Genomic DNA, 18131 nt, shown 5'->3' with positions numbered 1-18131 from the left:
GGGCTGTCACCGCTGTGTGGTGCGCCTGTGGCCCGTCTGTGAGTCCGCGGAGCCGCCCTCGGGTGCGATCGGCAGCATGACCTCGAATCGTGTCCGGCCGGGCTCGCTGCGTACGTCGACCCGCCCGCCGTGCGCCGAGACCACGGCCTGCACGATGGCCAGACCGAGGCCGGTGGAGCCCGCCGACCGGGAGCGGGAGGCGTCGCCGCGGGCGAAGCGCTCGAAGACGTGGGGCAGCAGATCGGGCGGGATACCCGGCCCGTCGTCCTCGATCCGGAGCCGGATGGCGGATGTTTCACGTGAAACACGCGCCGTGACGGTGGTGCCGGGCGGGGTGTGGGTGCGGGCGTTGGCGAGCAGGTTGACCAGCACCTGCTGGATCCGGGCCGGGTCGGCGCGTACGGGCGCGGGCTCGTCGGGCAGTTCCAGGCGCCAGTGGTGAGCGGGCCCGGCGGCGCGGGCATCGCTGACGGCGTCCACGACGAGCGGGGCGAGGTCGGTGCCGGCCGTGGACAGTGGCCGTCCGGCGTCGAGTCGGGCCAGCAGCAGCAGGTCTTCCACCAGGCCGGTCATCCGGGTGGCCTCGGACTCGATCCGGCCCAGTGCGTGCCGGGTGTCGGGGCCGGGCTCCTCCCGTCCCCGGCGGGTCAGTTCGGCGTAGCCACGGATGGAGGCCAGGGGCGTGCGCAGCTCGTGGCTGGCGTCGGCGACGAACTGCCGGACCCGCATCTCGCTCTGCTGCCGGGCCGTGAGGGCGGAGGAGACGTGGCCCAGCATCCGGTTGATGGCGGCGCCGACCTGTCCGACTTCGGTACGGGGGTCGGCCTCGGCGTCCGGGACCCGCTCGTGGAGGGCGGGCTCGCCGCTGTGCAGGGGCAGTTCGGACACCCGGGTGGCGGTGGAGGCGACCCGGCGCAGCGGGCGCAGGGCGACCCCGACCAGGGCCTGTCCGGCGAGGGAGGCGGCGATCAGTCCGGCGAGGGTGACGCAGACCTCGACCGCGACCAGGCGGTGGACGATGGAGTCGACCCCGCTGAGGGGAAAGCCGACGACGAGGCTGCCGTCGGAGGCGGTGACCACCCGGTAGCCGCCGAGGCCGGGCAGGTCCACCTCGACCGGGTCCGACGGCCACGGCGCGACCGTGCCGGGGTCGGCTGCGGCAGGTCCGGACGCGCCGGGGCCGGACGCGCCGCGGGCGAACTCCCGCGCGATCTTGGTGAGAGCTGCCCTCTGGGCTTCCGTGAGGGGCTGGCGGTGGTCGAGCGAGGGATCTTCGACGGAGGCGCTGCGCGCCGCCCCGATCACCTTGCCGTCGGGGCCGAGCCGCACCCCGACGGTGCCCAGCGGGGTCCCGGGGGCCACCACGAAGCCGACGCTGGCGTCGCGGGCGGCCTTCCCGGCCCCTGGGCCCCGGGTGGCCATCTCCACGGACGAACGCAGCTGATCGTCGAGCTGGTCGACGAGGTAGGAGCGGAGGGCGAGGGTGGTGACGGCGCCGATGGCCGCGCCCACCACGGCGATCAGGGTGACCGCCGAGACGACGAGCCGGGTCCGCAGCGACCAGTTGCGGCGCAGCCGCAGCCCGGGACGGGCCTTGGGGGGCCGGGATGACGGGCGCCGCCGCGGGAGCCGCGCGATCACTGTTCGGACGGCTTGATCAGGTAGCCGGCGCCCCGCCGGGTGTGGATCATCGGCGGGCGTCCGGGGCCGCTCTCCAGCTTGCGCCGCAGGTACGAGATGTACAGCTCGACCACATTGGCCTGGCCGCCGAAGTCGTACGACCACACCCGGTCCAGGATCTGCGCCTTGCTCAGCACCCGGCGCGGGTTGCGCATCAGGTAGCGCAGCAGCTCGAACTCGGTGGCGGTCAGGTGGATCTCCTGACCGCCCCGGGTCACCTCGTGGCTGTCCTCGTCGAGCCGCAGGTCTCCGACCTCCAGCACCGAGCCGCCGCGCGCGGCCTGCGCCGCGCCCGAACGCCGGACCAGGCCGCGCAGCCGGGCCACGACCTCCTCCAGGCTGAACGGCTTGGTGACGTAGTCGTCGCCGCCCGCCGTCAGGCCGGCGATCCGGTCTTCGACCGAGTCCTTGGCGGTCAGGAACAGCACCGGGACCTGCGGGATCTCCCGGCGCAGCTGCCCGAGGACGGCCAGTCCGTCCATGTCCGGGAGCATGATGTCGAGGACCACGACGTCCGGCCGGAACTCCCGGGCCGCCCGCACCGCGCCCGCACCGTCACCGGCGGTGCGGACCTCGCAGCCCTCGTAGCGCAGGGCCATGGAGAGCAGTTCGGAGAGCGCGGCCTCGTCGTCCACGACGAGCACCCGGCACGGGCCCCCGTCGGGCCGCACGAGTGCCGTGGGGTTGCTGGTGGACGTGGACGCATGGGAGGTGGTCGTCGCAGTCATGCGACCAAGCTGACCGCCGCCTCTGAGAGCGCTCTTGTCGCTTCCTGTGAATTTCCTGAGAAACCCGGCCCCTGTCCGGACGGGCTCCTGGCCAGGCGGGCTCCTGATCAGGACAAGCGGAAGAGGCGGGCGGCGTTGTCGTGGCAGACCGCGCGCAGCCAGGCGTCGCCGAGACCGAGCCGTTCGAGGGCGACGAGTTGGTGCTCGTACGGGTAGGGGATGTTCGGGAAGTCGGTGCCGAGCAGGATCCGGTCGCCGAGGTCCGCGAGCCGGCCGAGGTCGCCCGGCGGGAAACCGCCGAGCCGCTCCGAGAAGTCGGTGAAGGCCATGGTGGTGTCCAGGCGGACCCCTGGGTACCGGTCGGCGAGGTCGAGGAAGTCGGCGTACTCGGGCATGCCCATGTGCGCGACGATCAGCGCCAGCCCCGGGTGGCGGGCCAGCAGCCGGGCGATCGGCTCGGGTCCGGTGTGCTTGCCCGGGACGGGCCCGGAGCCGCAGTGGATCACGATCGGGATCCCGGCCTCGGCGAGCAGCCCCCACACCGGGTCGAGGCGGTCGTCGTTCGGGTCGTACCCGCCGACCTGGACGTGCGCCTTGAAGACGCGGGCCCCCGCCTCGACGGCCTGCCGGACGTACGCCGTCACGCCCTCCTCCGGGAAGAAGGTCGCGGTGTGCAGGCAGTCGGGGGTCCGGGCGGCGAATTCCGTGGCCCAGGAATTGAGCCAGGCGGCCATCACGGGCTTGTGCGGGTAGAGCATGGCGGTGAAGGCGCGGACCCCGAACTCCCGCAGCAGCGCGACCCGCTGCTCCTCCTCGTGCCGGTAGGTGATGGGCCACTCGACGCCGGTCAGCGGGCCGAAACCGTCGAAGTAGTCCCACACCTTGTCCAGGACCCGCTCGGGCATGAAGTGGGTGTGTACGTCGACCAGTCCGGGCAGCCCGAGCCGCTCCCGGAAGGCCCGGACCACGTCAGCCGTCGTCGCGGACAAAGCCGTGGCTCCGCTCGACGGTCGCGACGTGCAGGGTGTAGCTCTCGTACCAGTGAGCCCGGCCGTGCTTCATGGCCGCCTGGTGCTCGAGGTCCTCGCGCCACGCCGTGAGGGACTCCTGGTCCCGGAAGTAGGCGACGGTGATGCCGAGCCCGCCGGGGGTGCGCGCGGACTCGTATCCGAGGAAGCCGGGGTTCTCGCGGACGACCTCGTCCATCCGCAGGTGGGTCTCGGGATAGCCGCTCTCGTCGGGAGTGCGGACATTGCTGAAAACGGCCATCAGGTACGGCGGTTCGAACGCCGGTACGGGCTGAATGTTCATGCCCACCACCCTCGGCGGCGCGACCAGGGCATGTCCACCGCAAAGCGGCCCGCGAGGCCAAAGGGATCCAAGTTTTGACCTGGGAAGACCGTCGGGAAGCAGGGGTCAGAACAGCCCGTCCTGGCCGACCTCGGGCGCCGTCGGCGCGATGGCCGCACACGGCACGTCCGTGGCCGCGCCCCCGGCGGCGGCCAGCTCCCAGCCGCCCAGCAGCCGGGTGTCCAGCACGAGCCCGTCGGCGAAGTGCAGATCCGGCCCGGCGGCGCCCGCCAGCAGCCCCGCCACCGAGCCGCCCGCGGCGAGTTCGGTGACCACCCGGACGGGTGCGGGAATCCCGGCCAGCCCGAACGGCCCGGCGTGGTCGACGGCTTCGCAGGCCAGCCGCTCCAGCGACTCCGGCCACCCGGGCAGCGCGGCCGCCCGCGCATGCAGTTCGGCGACCTCCCCGGCCCGCTCTGCCGCCGCCGGCAAGTGCCCTCGTACGGCTCGCTTGCGGGCGTAGGCGATCCGGTCCGGCACCCCGAGCGCGGCCCGCAGCAACTCCTCCGTACGCCGGGTCGCCATCAGCGGCCCGCGCCCCAGCCAGGTCCAGCTCACCGCACCCTGCTCCAGCAGCCGGGCGGATCCGCGCTCCTCGGCGGTGATGCCGACCTTGACCATGCCGGGCCCGAACCACGCCAGGTACACCCGGTAGGTGCGCGGATCCGCGGCGTTGGTGTCGGCCGCCACCGAGAACGACCGGTCCAGGCGCGCGCATTCGGGGCACTGGGCATTGCCGGCCCGGGCCGGGACGGTGGCGCCCGTCGGGCACACGGTCCGTTTCCCGGCCCGCCGCACGCCCAGACACCGCCGCTCCCCGCGCGCGGCGAAGGCCAGGCGCTGCCCGTACCCGAGCAGACTCTCGCGCTCGCCGCGGCCCTGCCCGTACCAGCCGATGGCGGGGCGGCCGTCGGTCCACCGGAGCCCGGTGCACCACCAGGTCACAGCGGCAGCGGTCGCTCGAAGAAGGTCTCCAGGACGACCGTGGCGTGGGTGCCGCTGACGCCGTCGATCGCGTACAGGCGGCGCAGCACGTCCTGGAGCTGCTCGGTGCCGGCCGTGCGGACCTTGACCAGGAGGGAGGCGTTCCCGGCGATGACGTGCGCCTCCTGGATCTCGGAGATCGCCTCGAAGGCGGCCCGGGAGTCACCCATCCAGGCGTTGGAGTCCACCATCACGTAGGCCAGCACCCCGCTGCCGACGGCGGCCGGGTCCACCTCGACCGTGGTGCGCCGGATGACCCCGCGCTCGCGCAGTTTGCGCACCCGCTCGTGGGTGGCCCCCGCGGAGAGCCCCACGGCGGTGCCGAGGGCGGCGTACGACTGGCTCGCGTCCTGCTGAAGGAGCAGCACGAGCGCCCGGTCGATGTCGTCCACGCGATCTTCCTCCCACACGCCTGCCCTGTTTGCGTAGACGGTACCTGATCCTGCAATCCCACCATCACACCGAACAAAATTCGGAAATGCGCCCGGGGAGGCGCGAATGATGGACGACCTGGCTACCGAGCGACGAACTGCGTCAGGATCGCCTGCACCTCGTAGATGTTGACCCCCTTGGTGAAGGTCTTCTCTATCGGCGCGGCGGTGCCCGACACCCATATCTTCAGCTCGGCGTCGAGGTCGAAGTGGCCGGCGGTCTCCACCGAGAAGTGCGTGATGCTGCGGTACGGGATCGAGTGGTACTCGACCTTCTTGCCGGTGAGCCCCTGCTTGTCGACGAGCACCAGCCGCCGGTCGGTGAACAGGATCGTGTCGCGGATCAGCAGATACGCGGCGTGCACCTGCTCCCCGTGCCCCAGCAGCCGCGCGTACTCGCGCTGCGCCGACACCGGATCCACCGTGTGCGCATTTCCGAACAGTCCCATGAGAGCCCCCGTCGTACAGGTCCGAAACGATCTACCCGCAACGTTAGGCGGACCCCCAGCGCTCCGGCGTCCCCCGGCAGAGCGATCCGACCCCGTAGCTCCCCGGAGCCAGGACTCACTCCTGAGGAGGACAACGCAAGAGGCCCCCCGGTGAACCGGGGGGCCTCTTGGGCTGTGCACTCGGCAGGATTCGAACCTGCAACCTTCTGATCCGTAGTCAGATGCTCTATCCGTTAAGCTACGAGTGCTTGGCTGGCCGGGGTTTTTCGCCCCGTTGGCCTTGCGAGAACAACAATACATGGACCTCGCCGGGACGCGAAATCCATTAGCCGGACCCAGCCTGACCTGCGGAAACGGCCCGGAAGAAGATCATCCAGTTGGGCTCGCGCCCAAGGCGCGCGCCCGAGGTTGAGCCCGCGATTGCACCGCCCCGGAAAGCACCGAAGCCCCGGTCCGCAAGGACCGGGGCTTCGTGAAGTGCGGAGGCGGAGGGATTTGAACCCTCGATGGGGGGTAAGCCCCAAACCGCATTAGCAGTGCGGCGCCATAGACCGGACTAGGCGACGCCTCCAGCACACCCTCGCGTACGAAGGTGCGTGCAGATGATGACACAGCCCTGGGGCCGGTCACCAATCCGCTCCCACGGTACAAGGACGGCGGCCCACAGAGCAAAGGCTTAACCCCACTCCGTACGCAACGTCGGTGCGGCCCCGTCGTTGGTGAGGCGTACGACGTACGGACGACCTGGAGTGCCCCATGCTGCGTCTCGCCGCTTTCGCCGTCACCTCCGCCCTGGCCGCCGCGGCGGCGGGGCCGCTGCCGCTCCCCCCACTGGGGCAGCTGTTGGCGCCCCCGGACCGGCTCACCATCTTCGTTTCCGAAACCGGCAACCCCCTGGCCGACGGCGAGCACCAACTGCAGTGCGACCCGGTCGGCGGGAACCACCCCCAGCGCGAGGAAGCGTGCGCGCGCCTCGACGAGTTCGCGAAGGAGGGCAAGGACCCCTTCGCCCCCGCCTCCACACCGCAGATGTGTTCCATGCAGGACGGCGGCCCCGCCACCGCCCGCGTCACCGGAACGTGGCAAGGCCACAAGGTGGACTCCACGTTCCGCCGTCACAACGGATGCGAGATCAAGCGCTGGAACGACCTGGAACCTGTGCTTCCGCGTGGGCGTTCCTGACCTGGGAGGATGCGTGGGATGTGCGTTTTACGCCGGACATCCGCCACCCCGCCGCGGGGCAGTGCCCTTAGACTCCTCCCGTGACATGCCGGTAGTTGTGGTCAGGGAGGAAGCTCGTCGTGAGCAGCAGGCCATCCCGAGGCGCTGCTCGCCTCGCAGCAATACTCGACGCTCTTCCGGACGCGCTGTTGCTCGTCAATGCCAACGGCACTGTCGTCAACGCGAATTCGATCGCCCTCGAGGCCATGGAGAGCCCCGGCACGGGGCTCGTCGGCCGCGGCGTGCTCGACCTGCTGCCCGAGTTCGACTCCAAGCTGATCCCCGGTTCCATGCGCCGCCCCGGCGAGGACGAGGGCGGCCGGGCCCGGCCCAAGCGGATGGTCGCCCGCCGGACCGACGGCAGCGAGTTCCCCGTGGAGGTCACGGCCGCCCATCTCGACGGCCGTGACGCCTACCGCGAGCCGCAGCCGGGATACACCGGCGACGAGCTGCTGATGCTCGTCGTACGGGACCTCTCGCAGACCCTGGACACCGAGGCCGAGCTGGCCCGCTCCCAGCGCCAGACCGAGATGATCCTGCGGGCCGCCGCCGAGGGTGTCGTCGGCACGGACACCGACGGCCGGGTGGTGCTGGTCAATCCGGCCGCCGCCCAGATCCTCGGCTACCGCGCGACCGACCTCGGCAACCGCGAGCTGCACGGGCTGATCCAGCACTCGAAGGCCGATGGTTCGCCGTTCCCCTACGAGGAGTCCCCGCTCGCCGACACCCTGCGCAGCGGCCGCAAGCACCGGGTCCGCGGGCAGGTGCTGTGGAACAAGGCCGGCCAGCCGGTCGCCGTGGACCTGACCACCTCGCCCGTACGGGAGGGGGAGCAGCTCGTCGGCGCCGTCATGACCTTCACCGACCGGCGGCGGTACGACGCCCTGGCCGCGCGGCACGCGCAGTTGCTGGCCGTCCTCGGCGAGTCCCTGCGCGGACCGCTGGAGGAGCTGCGCGGGGAGCTGGCCACGCTGGCCGCCGACGACGCGGGACAGCTGTGGCCGGAGGCCAACCAGCTGCTGCACCATCTGGCCGCCGGCTACTCCCGGATGACCACGCTGGTGGACAACGTGCTCGGTTTCCAGCGCCTGGACGCGGGCAGCGAGAAGCTGGCCAAGAAGAAGGTCCTGATCGACGGTGTCGTCGCGGCCGGTGTCGACGGCGCGGTGGACCTGATCGGGCCCGGCCGTGCGCAGTTCGCCGTGCACGCGCCGACCATCGAGGCGGAGATCGACGCGGATCGGATCGCCACCGCCCTCGCGCACCTGGTCGCCGATGTGGCCGGGGTGGACGCCACCGGCAAGACCGCCCAGGGCAGCGGCTACGGCGACTCGACGATCGTGGTCGCCGCCGCGCAGCGCGGTGAGGTCGTACGGATCGAGGTGCGCGGGCCGTACGAGGGCGGGAACCCCGTCCACGAGCCGATCGTGCGGGGCATCGTGGCGGCGCACGGCGGGGTGCTGCAGACGGTGGAGGTGCCGGGCGCGCCCGGCGGGGCGTACGTGCTGGAGCTGCCCCTCGGTGCCGGGGCCGGGACGGTGACCGTGCCCGAGCCGGAGCCGGAGCCCGCGAAGGAGCCCGCGGCCGAGGCGGGCGCCCAGATCTCCGGCGGCAGGCGGGCCCGGCGCGGGGTCGACGCGTTCCTGGACGACGAGGCCGAGGAGGCCAAGGCAGCGGGCCGGCCGGCCGACGGCGGGGGCGCGCTGGCGCTCCCCTCCGGACGGCGCCGGGCCGGTGAGGGCGGGCCGGGCGGTTCCGAGCCGACCGGGCCCGCGGAGCTGGCGCAGTCCCCGGTGAACCCGGCGGGCCTGGGTACCGGCCGCCGGCGCGGACGCGACGGTGACGGCAGCGGGCGCGGCCCCGGCGAGGGCGGCCCGAACGGTGAAGGCGACCCGAACGGCCCGGGCGGTCCCGGCGGCCCGGGCGGTCCCGGCGGCCAAGGCGGTCCCGGGCAGCCCGTGCCGCCGCAGGGCACCGCCATGCCCGCGTTGCCTCCCGTACCCCCGGTGCCCTCCGTGCCGGTGACCGAGCATCCCGCCGCACGGCGGCGGGCCCTGGGTGCCTCGGGGCCCGCGCAGCCCGGCGGTCCGGTGCCGGCGGCCGGGCTCGGCCCGGCGCCCGCCCCCGCCACGCCCCCGACGCCCGCGCAGCGGCCGATCGCCCCCGAGGGCGGCTTCGCGCTGCCCGCGGGGCCGACGCCGGCTCCCGCGGGCCCGCAGCAGACGGCCGCCGAGGCCGACGCCGAAGTCGACGCCGAAGCCCCGGGCGGGCGGCGTGCGCGGCGGGTACTGGGCTCGCCCGCTGCCGAGCCCGACGCCCCCGCCGGGCAGCCGGCCGAGGGCGAGGAGGAGCCCGTACACCCGACCGGGCGGCGGCGTGCGCTGCCCCCGACCCCGGCCTGGCCGGTTCCGGCGGCCCGTACCGCCCCCGAGGAGGACGCCGCCTCCGGGAAGGTCGCCGTCCCCGGGGCCCGGCAGCCGCAGAACACCCCGGCGGAGGGCGCACAGCCGATCAGCGTGCACGCCCTCGGCACCCTGGGCCAGGGCATCTCGGTCGACGCCAACGGCTCCGGCCGTCGGCGCCGGCTCTCGGAACCCGTGCCCCAGGGCCGTGCCTTCGCCATAGGAGCCCCCGAGGCGGGCTCCGACGAGGGTCCCGAGCCGCTGGACGGCCCCGGTGGCGCCGTGGAGGTCGTCAACCGGCCCGCGCCGCGTCCGGTGGACGACGAGCTGCCTCCGGAGCCGCTGGACAACCCGCGCCGGCTCCTGGTGTGGCCCGCGCCCGACGTGCAGACCCAGCAGGCGCTCAGCGACCGCGGCTACCGTCCGGTGATCGTGCACTCCCGCGAGGAGGTGGACGCGCAGATCGCCGCGTTCCCCGCCGCCCTGTTCGTGGACCCGCTGACCGGGCCGATCACCCGGACCGCGCTGCAGTCCCTGCGTCAGGCCGCGGTGGCCGCGGAGGTCCCCGTCCTGGTCACGGCCGGGCTGGGGCACGCCACGCGCGAAGCCGCGTACGGAGCCGATCCGGCCGTCCTGCTCAAGGCGCTCGCGCCGCGCGACAGCGAGCAACACCCCTCGCGGGTGCTGCTGATCGAGGAGCACGACGAGATCGCCACCGCGCTGACGGCCGCCCTTGAGCGGCGCGGCCTCCAGGTCGCCCGGGCCGGCGCCGACACCGATGCCGTGGAGCTGGCGACGCGGATGCGGCCCAACCTGGTGGTGATGGACCTGATGCAGGTGCGCCGCCGCCGGGCGGGGATCGTCGACTGGCTGCGTGCCAACGGGCAGCTGAACCGCACTCCGCTGGTCGTCTACACGGCCACCGGCATCGACCCCGCCGAACTGCCGCGGCTGGCCTCGGGCGAGAGCGTGCTCTTCCTCGCCGAGAGGGCCACCACCGAAGAGGTGCAGGGCCGCATCGTGGACCTGCTGGCCAAGATCGGCACCAACTAGTAATCCTGGCCCGATGGCCATCATCGACACGACCGAGCAGACCGTTCCCGCCGACAACGGCGAGGTCAGCCTCCTGATCGCCCGGCAGGTGGAGCCGGGCTACGAGGACGCCTTCGAGACCTGGGCGCGCGGGATCCTGGAGACCGCCGCGACGTTCCCGGACCACCTGGGCTACGGGCTGTTCCGGCCCGCCGCGAAGGGCGCGCCGTGGTTCCTGGTGCACCGCTTCCGCAACCAGGCGGCGTTCCAGCGGTGGCAGGACTCCGCCGAGCGGGCCGCGTTCTTCGCCAACTGCCAGGGCCACCACCACAGCGAGATAGCCCGGCGCGAACTGCACGGCATGGAGACCTGGTTCGCCAAGCCGGGTACGACCCGGCCCGCGCCGCCGCGGTGGAAGATGGCGATCAGCTCGGGGCTGGCCATCTTCCCGATCTCGCTGGCGGGCAACGCGGTACTCGGGCCGTACCTGGTGGATCTTCATTTCGTGGTGCGGACGGCCGCCTTCGCCGTCGTCTTCAGCACCCTGATGACCTACGTGGCCATGCCCGCCGTCAGCAAGCTGCTGCGGCCATGGCTCACGAAGGGCTGAACGGCGCCGAAGGGCTGAACGCCGCCTGCCGCGCCTGAGCCGCCGGTCAGTCCAGGTGGGTGACGTCCAGCGCCCCGTCCGCGTACTGCTTGCGGATCACCTTCTTGTCGAACTTGCCGACGCTCGTCTTCGGCACGGCCTCGATGATCGTCCAGCGCTCCGGCAGCTGCCACTTGGCGATGGACCGGGCGAGGAAGGCGCGCAGCCCCGCGTAGTCCACGGTCGCGCCCTGCTTGAGGACGACGGTGGCCAGCGGGCGCTCGCCCCACTTCTCGTCGGGGACGGCGACGACCGCCGCCTCGGCGACCTCCGGGTGGGCCATGAGCGCGTTCTCCAGCTCCACGCTGGAGATCCACTCGCCGCCGGACTTGATGACGTCCTTGGCCCGGTCGGTGAGGGTGAGGTAGCCGTCGGCGCTTATGACGCCGACGTCGCCGGTCTTGAGCCAGCCGTCGGCGCTGAACTTGTCCTCGGGGCGCAGCGGCTCCCCGGCCGCGCCGCCGTAGTAGGCGCCCGCGATCCAGTTGCCGCGTACCTCCAGCTCGCCCGCCGACTCGCCGTCCCAGGGCAGGGAGTCGCCGCCGGGGCCGACCAGGCGGGCCTCGACGCCCGCGGGGAAGCGGCCCTGGGTGATGCGGTACGGCCACTCCTCCTCGGCGCTCAGCCCGGCGGGCGGGTGCGCCATGGTGCCGAGCGGGGAGGTCTCGGTCATGCCCCAGGCGTGGCAGAGGCGGACGCCGAGCTTGTCGTAGGCCTCCATCAGGGAGGGCGGGCAGGCCGAGCCGCCGATGGTGACCTGCTTCATCGAGGTGAGGTCGCGCGGGTTGGCGCTGACCTCGGCCAGCAGCCCCTGCCAGATGGTGGGGACGGCCGCGGCGTGGGAGGGCTTCTCGCGCTCGATCATCTCGGCGAGCGGGCCGGGCTGCAGGAAGCGGTCCGGCATCAGCATGTTGATGCCGGTCATGAAGGTGGCGTGCGGCAGGCCCCAGGCGTTGACGTGGAACTGCGGGACGACCACGAGGGTGGTGTCGCGGTCGTTCAGCCCCATCGACTCGGCCATGTTGACCTGCATGGAGTGCAAGTAGATCGAGCGGTGGGAGTAGATGACGCCCTTGGGATCCCCGGTCGTGCCGGAGGTGTAACACATGGCCGCGGCCTCGCGCTCGTCCAGCTCGGGCCAGTCGTAGGTGTCGGGGCGGCCTGTGAGGAGGTCCTCGTACTCGTGCACGCGCACGTCGAGGCCGTCGAGCGCGGAGCGGTCGCCGATGCCCGCGACCACGACGTGCTCGATGGTCGGCAGGTGCGGCAGCAGCGGCGCGAGCAGGGGCAGCAGGGTGCCGTTGACCAGCACGACCCGGTCGACGGCGTGGTTGACGATGAAGACGAGCTGCTCGGCGGGCAGCCGCAGGTTGAGGGTGTGCAGAACGGCGCCCATGGAGGGGATCGCGAAGTACGCCTCGACGTGCTCGGCGTTGTTCCACATCAGGGTCGCGACGCGGTCGCCCCGCTGGACCCCGAGGTCGTCGCGCAGGGCGTTCGCGAGTCGGGTGGCGCGGGTACCGATCTCGGCGAAGCTGCGGCGGTGCGGCTCGGCCTCCCCGGTCCAGGTCGTGACCTGGGACTTCCCGTGGATCGTCATCCCGTGCTGGAGGATTCGGGTGACGAGAAGCGGTACGTCCTGCATGGTGCTCAGCAAAGCGTCCTCCCGGTGAGCGCTGCGGCGCTGCGGCGGCTACGGATGCTGCCGATTCTGCGCACGTACCGGTCGGCATGTCACTACCCGGGGGTACAAAACAGCCGTGCATGTTTCACGTGAAACATCGCCTGACGGGCGGAAGGTTCAGCGGACGAGGGTGAGTTCCGGGTCCTCGCGGAGCTTGACCATCGCGCGGGACACGGCGCTCTTGACCGTGCCGATCGAGACCCCGAGCAGTTCCGCGGTCTGGGCCTCGCTCAGGTCCTCGTAGTAGCGCAGGACGACCATCGCGCGCTGCCGGTCGGGCAGCCGGGTCACCGCGCGCCACATGGCGTCGCGCAGGGCCTGCGACTCCGCGGGGTCGGCGGACGGCGGCGCCTCGCTCTCCGGGAGCTCGTCGCAGGCGAACTCGTCGACCTTGCGCTTGCGCCACTGGGAGGTGCGGGTGTTGACCAGGGCCCGCCGGACGTAGCCGTCCAGGGCACGGTGGTCCTCGATGCGGTCCCAGGCGACGTAGGTCTTGGCGAGGGCCGTCTGGAGGAGGTCCTCGGCATCGCACGGGTTGGCGGTGAGGGAGCGCGCGGTGCGCATCAGGACCGTGCCGCGGGTCCGTACGTACGCCGAGAACGACGGGTACGGCGTCGGGTTCGAGGCGAGCGTGCACACAGGCGTGGTCATCCCTCCACGCTAGGAGCGGCCGCCCGTCCTGGGATCGGCCGCAAGTGCCGAAGCCATGTCCGTCTCAGGTTGTAGGAGTAGGGCAAACCCCACCTCCTGAAGGTGGAGGAGGCGGGGGTTCGAGATCCTCCGGGTCAGGCGTCCGCGCCCAGGATCAGGCCGGAGGTCGGCACCCCCGTACCGGCCGTGACAAGTGCGTGCTCTGCGCCCGCGACCTGGTTGACGGAGCTGCCGCGCAGTTGGCGGACGGCCTCGGCGATGCCGTTCATGCCGTGCAGGTACGCCTCCCCGAGCTGGCCGCCGTGCGTGTTGAGCGGCAGCGCGCCCGCGGCCACGAAATCGGCGGCCTCACCCGGCTTGCAGAAGCCGAACTCCTCCAGCTGCATCAGGACGAAGGGGGTGAAGTGGTCGTAGAGGATGCCGACGTCGATGTCCGAGGGCCGCAGGCCGCTGGTCCGCCACAGCTGGCGGGCGACCACGTCCATCTCCGGCAGGCCGGTGAGGTCGTCGCGGTAGAAGGAGGTCATGCCCTCCTGGCGGCGGCCGGCGCCCTGGGCGGCCGCGGTGATCACGGCGGGGGCCTGTCGCAGGTCCCGGGCCCGCTCGGTGGTGGTGACGACGATGGCCTGGCCGCCGTCGGTCTCCTGGCAGCAGTCCAGCAGCCGCAGCGGCTCCACGATCCAGCGCGAGGCGGCGTGGTCGGCGAGGGTGATCGGCTTGCCGTGGAAGTAGGCGGCGGGGTTGTTCGCGGCGTGCCGCCGGTCGGTGACCGCGACGTGGCCGAAGGCCTCCGGGGTCAGGTTGTAGGTGTGCAGGTAGCGCTGAGCGGTCATCGCGACCCAGGAAGCCGGGGTGAGCAGCCCCCACGGCAGCGACCAGCCGAGCGCCGCGCCTTCCGCCGAGGGCTCGCGCTGCTGGACACCGGATCCGAAACGGCGGCCCGAGCGCTCGTTGAAGGCGCGGTAGCAGACAACGACCTCCGCGACCCCGCTGGCGACGGCGAGGGCGGCCTGCTGGACGGTGGCGCAGGCCGCGCCGCCTCCGTAGTGGATGCGCGAGAAGAAGGAGAGGTCCCCGATGCCGGCGGCCTGGGCCACGGTGATCTCTGGGCTGGTGTCCATGGTGAAGGTGACCAGGCCGTCCACGTCGTCCGGCGTGAGCCCGGCGTCGTCGAGGGCCGCGTGCACGGCCTCCACCGCGAGCGTGAGCTCGCTGCGGCCGGAGTCCTTGGAGAATTCCGTCGCGCCGATGCCGGCGATGGCGGCGCGGCCGCCCAGGTCGTCCCGGATGCGGACGCTCATGCCTCGGCTCCCAGGGTGACGGTCACGGTGCCGGTGACGTGGGGGCCGCGGCCGTTGGCGCCGACGACGCGTATCTCGGCGGTGTCCCCTTCGCGGGCGGTGACCGTGCCGGTGAGGGTCATGGTGTCGCCCGGATGGTTGGGGGCGCCCAGGCGGATGGCGACCTTGCGCAGGACGGCGTACGGGCCGAGCCGGTCGGTGATGTACCGGCCGACCAGGCCGTTGGTGGTCAGGATGTTCATGAAGATGTCCGGGGAGCCCTTCTCCCGCGCGAGTTCCGCGTCGTGGTGCACGTCCTGGTAGTCGCGGGAGGCGATCGCGCCCGCGACGATCAGGGTGCGGGTGATCGGGACCTCCAGTGGCGGCAGCGTGTCGCCGACTCTCATCGCTCAGCCCTCCTGCGCCAGTACGGCGCCCAGTTCGGCCAGCAGCTCGCTGCCGCAGCCCAGGTACGCGTCGAGCTGGCGCCCCCACAGGAAGTGCCGGTGCACGGGGTGGTCCAGATCGGCGCCCATCCCTCCGTGCAGGTGCTGGCCGGCGTGCACGACCCGTTTGCCCGCCTCGGAGGCCCACCAGGCCGCCGTGAGCGCGTGCTCGTGCGCCGCGAGGCCCTCGTCGATGCGCCAGGCCGCCTCGTACGTCGTGACCCGGATCGCCTCGGTGTCCATGTACGCGTCCGCCGCGCGCAGCATGACCCCCTGATTGGTGGAGAGCGGCCGGCCGAACTGCTCGCGGGTGGAGGTGTACTCCACGGCGCGGGCGAGCGAGCCCGCGCAGACGCCCGCCTGGAGTCCGGCGAAGGCGGTGCGCGCGACGGCGAGGGTGTCCGCGTAGGCCTCCCCGGCGCCGGTCCGGTCGGCGCCGATCCGCTCGGCCTCGGCGCCCGTCAGGGTGAGCCGCCCGGCCGCCCAGGGCGCGGTGGTGTCGACCGCCGAGATCCGCACGCCGGGGGCGTCGGTGCGGACAAGCCACAGCGCCCGGTCCGTGTCCGGGACCAGTACGTGGGTGGCCTCGCGCAGCCAGGGAACGGCCGGGGCGGTCCCGGTGAGCCGGCCGGCCTCGGCGGTGATGCGGCCGCGCTCCGGGAAGGCTCCGGTGGCGACCGCCTCGCCCGTGCCGAGGGCGGGGAGCAGGCGGGCGCGCTGCTCGGCGCTGCCGTGCCGGGCCACTGCGAGAACGCCGTAGGCGCAGGTGGCGGCGTACGGGACCTGCGCGGTGGTGCGCCCCTGCTCCTCCAGCAGCAGCACCAGGCCGAGCAGCCCGACCTCCTCGACGGCGGCGGTCAGGCCGGCCGCGGTGAGGGCCTTCCACAGTTCGGCGTCGCTGCCGGTGCCGGCGGCGGCGAGGCGTTCGTGGGTGGCCAGGTCGCCGAAGATCCGGGCGGCGAGACCGGCCGCGGCGGCCTGCTCCTCGGTGGGGTGGAAGTCCATCAGCCCTCACTTCCCCGGAAGACGGGCAGTTCCAGTTCCTCGTCCACGCGCAGGAACTCCAGCTGTACGGGGAGCCCGATGCGGACCTTGTCGTACGGGACTCCGGTGATGTTGGTGACCATCCGGACGCCCTCGGCGAGCTCGACCAGGGCGACCGCGTAGGGAGGGTCGAAGGCCGGGAAGGGCGGGTGGTGCATGACGACGTAGCTGAAGACCGTGCCCGCGCCGCTCGCCTCCACGGTCTCCCAGGCCAGGGATGCGCAGGCATTGCAGCCGGGCAGCCAGGGGAAGCGGAGGGTCGCGCAGTCGGTGCAGCGCTGGATCAGCAGTTTGTGGTCCCGGACCCCGTCCCAGAAGCCCTGGTTGTCGCGGTTGATCACCGGACGGGGGCGCCGGGGCGCGGGTTTCGCGGCCCGCTTGGCCGCGGGCGTGTACTTCAGGATCCGGAAGCGGTGGGTCCCGGCGAGTTCGCCGGCCGCGTGGACGTCCATGCGGGTGGTCACGAAGTGGCCGGTGCCCAGTTTGGTCGTCTTGCGGGCCGACACGGACTCGATGACGGCGTCGAAGGTGACGGCGTCGCCCGGGCGCAGCGGGCGCAGGTACTCCTGCTCGCAGTCGGTGGCGACCACGGAGGTGTAGCCGGCGCCGTCGAGGAGGGCGAAGAGGTCCTCGTAGGCGGAGGAGCGGTCGGTGTGGCCGGAGAGTCCGCCCATCGTCCAGGCCTGGAGCATGGTGGGCGGGGCGATGGCGTCCGGCCCGGTGTAGGCCGGGTTGGCATCACCCATCGCCTCGCACCAGTGGCGGATCATCGGCTCGTTGACCGGGTCCTTGCCCTGGCCGGCGGTGGCGGCGGGCCGACCCTCGAAGGCCTTGAGCAGCTCGTGGAACCGGGCGGCCTCATCGGCGTCCGATTCCTGCGCGGCCTGGTCGGTCATCGCTTCCTCCCCTTCATGCCGAGCCGCATCATGGCGACGATCTCCCGCTGGACCTCGCTGACCCCGCCACCGAAGGTGTTGATCTGCGCGGCCCGGTTCATCCGCTCCAGCTCGCCGCCCGCGAAGGCGTCGGGCCCCCGTACGAGGGCCTCCTCGCCGACCACCTCCTGGCAGATCCGGTACACCTCGACGGTGGATTCGGTCCCCAGGAACTTCACGCCGCTCGCGTCGCCCGGGGCGAGGCTGCCCCCGCCCACGTCCTGGACGAGGCGCCAGTTGAGGAGGCGTACGGCTGCGAGGCGGGCGTGCGCCTCGGCCAGCCGGGCCTGCACCCAGGGCCGGTCGGCGGGGCGCTCGCCGGCGGCCGGACCGGGGGTGCGGGCGTGGCGCAGGGCGTGGGCGAAGAAGTCCTCGGCCTGCATGCCGATGGCGGCGAGGGCGACGCGCTCGTGGTTGAGCTGGTTGGTGATCAGTCCCCATCCGCCGTGCTCGGGGCCGACGAGGTTGCCGGCGGGCACGCGGATGGAGTCGTAGTACGTGGCCGTGGTGGTGAGCCCGCCGACGGTGTCGATCGGGGTCCAGGCGAAGCCGGGGGCGTCGGTGGGCACCAGGACGATGGATATGCCCTTGTGCTTGGGGGCCTCGGGATCGGTCCGGCAGGCGAGCCAGATCCAGTCGGCGTTCTGGGCGTTGGAGGTGAAGATCTTCTGCCCGTCGATGACCCAGTCGCCTTCGGGCCCGCCCTCGCGGACGGCGCGGGTGCGCAGCGAGGCGAGGTCGGTACCGGCCTCGGGCTCCGAGTAGCCGATGGCGAAGACGATCTCGCCCTTGAGGATCCGGGGGAGGAAGTAGTCCTTCTGCTCCCGCGTCCCGTACTTCATGAGCGTCGGGCCGACGGTGTTGAGGGTGACCATCGAGACGGGCGCGCCGGCCCGGTAGGCCTCGTCGAAGAACACGAACTGCTCGTCGGGTCCGCGGCCTTGGCCGCCGTACTCGACGGGCCAGCCGAGGCCGAGCAGTCCGTCGGCGCCGATGCGGCGCAGCAGGGCGCGCTGTGCGACCGGGTCCTCGGGCACCCCGTCCGGCAGCAGATCCTGGAAGTACTCCCGCAGTTCGGCGCGCAGCCGCAACTGGCCTTCGGTCGGGGCGAGGTGCACGGCGCTGGCCTCCCGGCATCACATCGTCAAGTGGACCTGACTGTCCG

At 72.6% G+C, this 18131-nt stretch carries 17 protein-coding genes and 2 tRNA genes; 3 read left to right on the top strand and 16 right to left on the bottom strand.

Annotated elements, in window-relative coordinates:
- Positions 1-6: 6 nt before the first annotated feature.
- The 9 genes from ACFWB8_RS09100 to ACFWB8_RS09060 form a co-directional block, all read right to left on the bottom strand.
- Positions 7-1575 (bottom strand): sensor histidine kinase, encoded by a 1569-nt coding sequence (locus ACFWB8_RS09100; protein WP_385223868.1) that lies wholly within the window; start codon positions 1573-1575, stop codon positions 7-9.
- A 62-nt stretch (positions 1576-1637) separates the two neighbouring features.
- Entirely contained in the window at positions 1638-2408 is a 771-nt protein-coding gene (locus tag ACFWB8_RS09095) for a response regulator transcription factor (protein ID WP_385223834.1), read from the bottom strand.
- Between the two features lie 107 nt (positions 2409-2515).
- On the bottom strand, positions 2516-3397 hold the full coding sequence (locus ACFWB8_RS09090; protein ID WP_385223833.1) for an amidohydrolase family protein: 882 nt from the start codon (positions 3395-3397) through the stop codon (positions 2516-2518).
- On the bottom strand, positions 3378-3719 hold the full coding sequence (locus ACFWB8_RS09085; protein WP_385223832.1) for an antibiotic biosynthesis monooxygenase family protein: 342 nt from the start codon (positions 3717-3719) through the stop codon (positions 3378-3380). The genes ACFWB8_RS09090 and ACFWB8_RS09085 overlap by 20 nt, the downstream gene beginning before the upstream one ends.
- 105 nt (positions 3720-3824) lie before the next feature.
- Positions 3825-4703: a DUF2797 domain-containing protein gene (locus ACFWB8_RS09080; RefSeq protein ID WP_385223831.1), complete on the bottom strand. Its 879-nt coding sequence runs from the start codon at positions 4701-4703 to the stop codon at positions 3825-3827.
- Entirely contained in the window at positions 4700-5134 is a 435-nt protein-coding gene (locus ACFWB8_RS09075) for an Lrp/AsnC family transcriptional regulator (RefSeq protein ID WP_385223830.1), read from the bottom strand. Before ACFWB8_RS09075 ends, ACFWB8_RS09080 begins: the two co-directional genes overlap by 4 nt.
- A 122-nt stretch (positions 5135-5256) precedes the next feature.
- Positions 5257-5622, bottom strand: a complete 366-nt coding sequence (locus ACFWB8_RS09070) for a PH domain-containing protein (RefSeq protein ID WP_385223829.1) — start codon at positions 5620-5622, stop codon at positions 5257-5259.
- A 175-nt stretch (positions 5623-5797) separates the two neighbouring features.
- Positions 5798-5870 (bottom strand) — tRNA-Arg (locus ACFWB8_RS09065).
- A gap of 232 nt (positions 5871-6102) precedes the next feature.
- Positions 6103-6193: transfer RNA gene (locus ACFWB8_RS09060), tRNA-Ser, on the bottom strand.
- Between the two features lie 185 nt (positions 6194-6378).
- Between ACFWB8_RS09060 and ACFWB8_RS09055 the strand changes: the two genes are divergently transcribed.
- The 3 genes from ACFWB8_RS09055 (at position 6379) to ACFWB8_RS09045 (ending at position 10887) form a co-directional block, all read left to right on the top strand.
- Entirely contained in the window at positions 6379-6804 is a 426-nt protein-coding gene (locus tag ACFWB8_RS09055) for an SSI family serine proteinase inhibitor (protein ID WP_385223828.1), read from the top strand.
- Positions 6805-6923: 119 nt separating this feature from the next.
- The gene (locus ACFWB8_RS09050; RefSeq protein WP_385223827.1) at positions 6924-10298 is read left to right on the top strand and encodes a PAS domain-containing protein; all 3375 of its coding nucleotides are present in this window, start codon (positions 6924-6926) and stop codon (positions 10296-10298) included.
- Between the two features lie 13 nt (positions 10299-10311).
- Positions 10312-10887 (top strand): antibiotic biosynthesis monooxygenase, encoded by a 576-nt coding sequence (locus ACFWB8_RS09045; RefSeq protein ID WP_385223826.1) that lies wholly within the window; start codon positions 10312-10314, stop codon positions 10885-10887.
- A 46-nt stretch (positions 10888-10933) separates the two neighbouring features.
- Here ACFWB8_RS09045 and ACFWB8_RS09040 read toward each other — a convergent pair whose 3' ends face one another.
- From ACFWB8_RS09040 to ACFWB8_RS09010, 7 genes are all read right to left on the bottom strand, one after another.
- Positions 10934-12583 carry a long-chain fatty acid--CoA ligase gene (locus tag ACFWB8_RS09040; RefSeq protein WP_385223825.1) on the bottom strand — a complete coding sequence of 550 codons (1650 nt, stop codon included), beginning with the start codon at positions 12581-12583 and terminating at the stop codon, positions 10934-10936.
- Positions 12584-12727: 144 nt separating this feature from the next.
- Entirely contained in the window at positions 12728-13261 is a 534-nt protein-coding gene (locus ACFWB8_RS09035; RefSeq protein ID WP_365924378.1) for a SigE family RNA polymerase sigma factor, read from the bottom strand.
- A 134-nt stretch (positions 13262-13395) separates the two neighbouring features.
- Positions 13396-14562, bottom strand: coding sequence for a lipid-transfer protein (locus ACFWB8_RS09030; RefSeq protein WP_385223824.1), 1167 nt, complete (start codon positions 14560-14562; stop codon positions 13396-13398).
- Positions 14559-14948: a MaoC family dehydratase gene (locus ACFWB8_RS09025; RefSeq protein WP_385223823.1), complete on the bottom strand. Its 390-nt coding sequence runs from the start codon at positions 14946-14948 to the stop codon at positions 14559-14561. The genes ACFWB8_RS09030 and ACFWB8_RS09025 overlap by 4 nt, the downstream gene beginning before the upstream one ends.
- 3 nt (positions 14949-14951) lie before the next feature.
- Positions 14952-15992, bottom strand: coding sequence for an acyl-CoA dehydrogenase family protein (locus ACFWB8_RS09020; protein WP_385223822.1), 1041 nt, complete (start codon positions 15990-15992; stop codon positions 14952-14954).
- A complete protein-coding gene (locus tag ACFWB8_RS09015; protein WP_385223821.1) occupies positions 15992-16927 on the bottom strand; it encodes a bifunctional MaoC family dehydratase N-terminal/OB-fold nucleic acid binding domain-containing protein in 936 nt (311 codons plus the stop codon). The genes ACFWB8_RS09020 and ACFWB8_RS09015 overlap by 1 nt, the downstream gene beginning before the upstream one ends.
- On the bottom strand, positions 16924-18084 hold the full coding sequence (locus ACFWB8_RS09010) for an acyl-CoA dehydrogenase family protein (RefSeq protein WP_385223820.1): 1161 nt from the start codon (positions 18082-18084) through the stop codon (positions 16924-16926). The genes ACFWB8_RS09015 and ACFWB8_RS09010 overlap by 4 nt, the downstream gene beginning before the upstream one ends.
- Positions 18085-18131 lie beyond the last annotated feature (47 nt).

Origin of the sequence: Streptomyces sp. NPDC060031 (assembly GCF_042736805.1) — a bacterium.
Lineage (GTDB): Bacteria > Actinomycetota > Actinomycetes > Streptomycetales > Streptomycetaceae > Streptomyces.
This window is presented reverse-complemented; position numbering and strand designations above follow the sequence as displayed.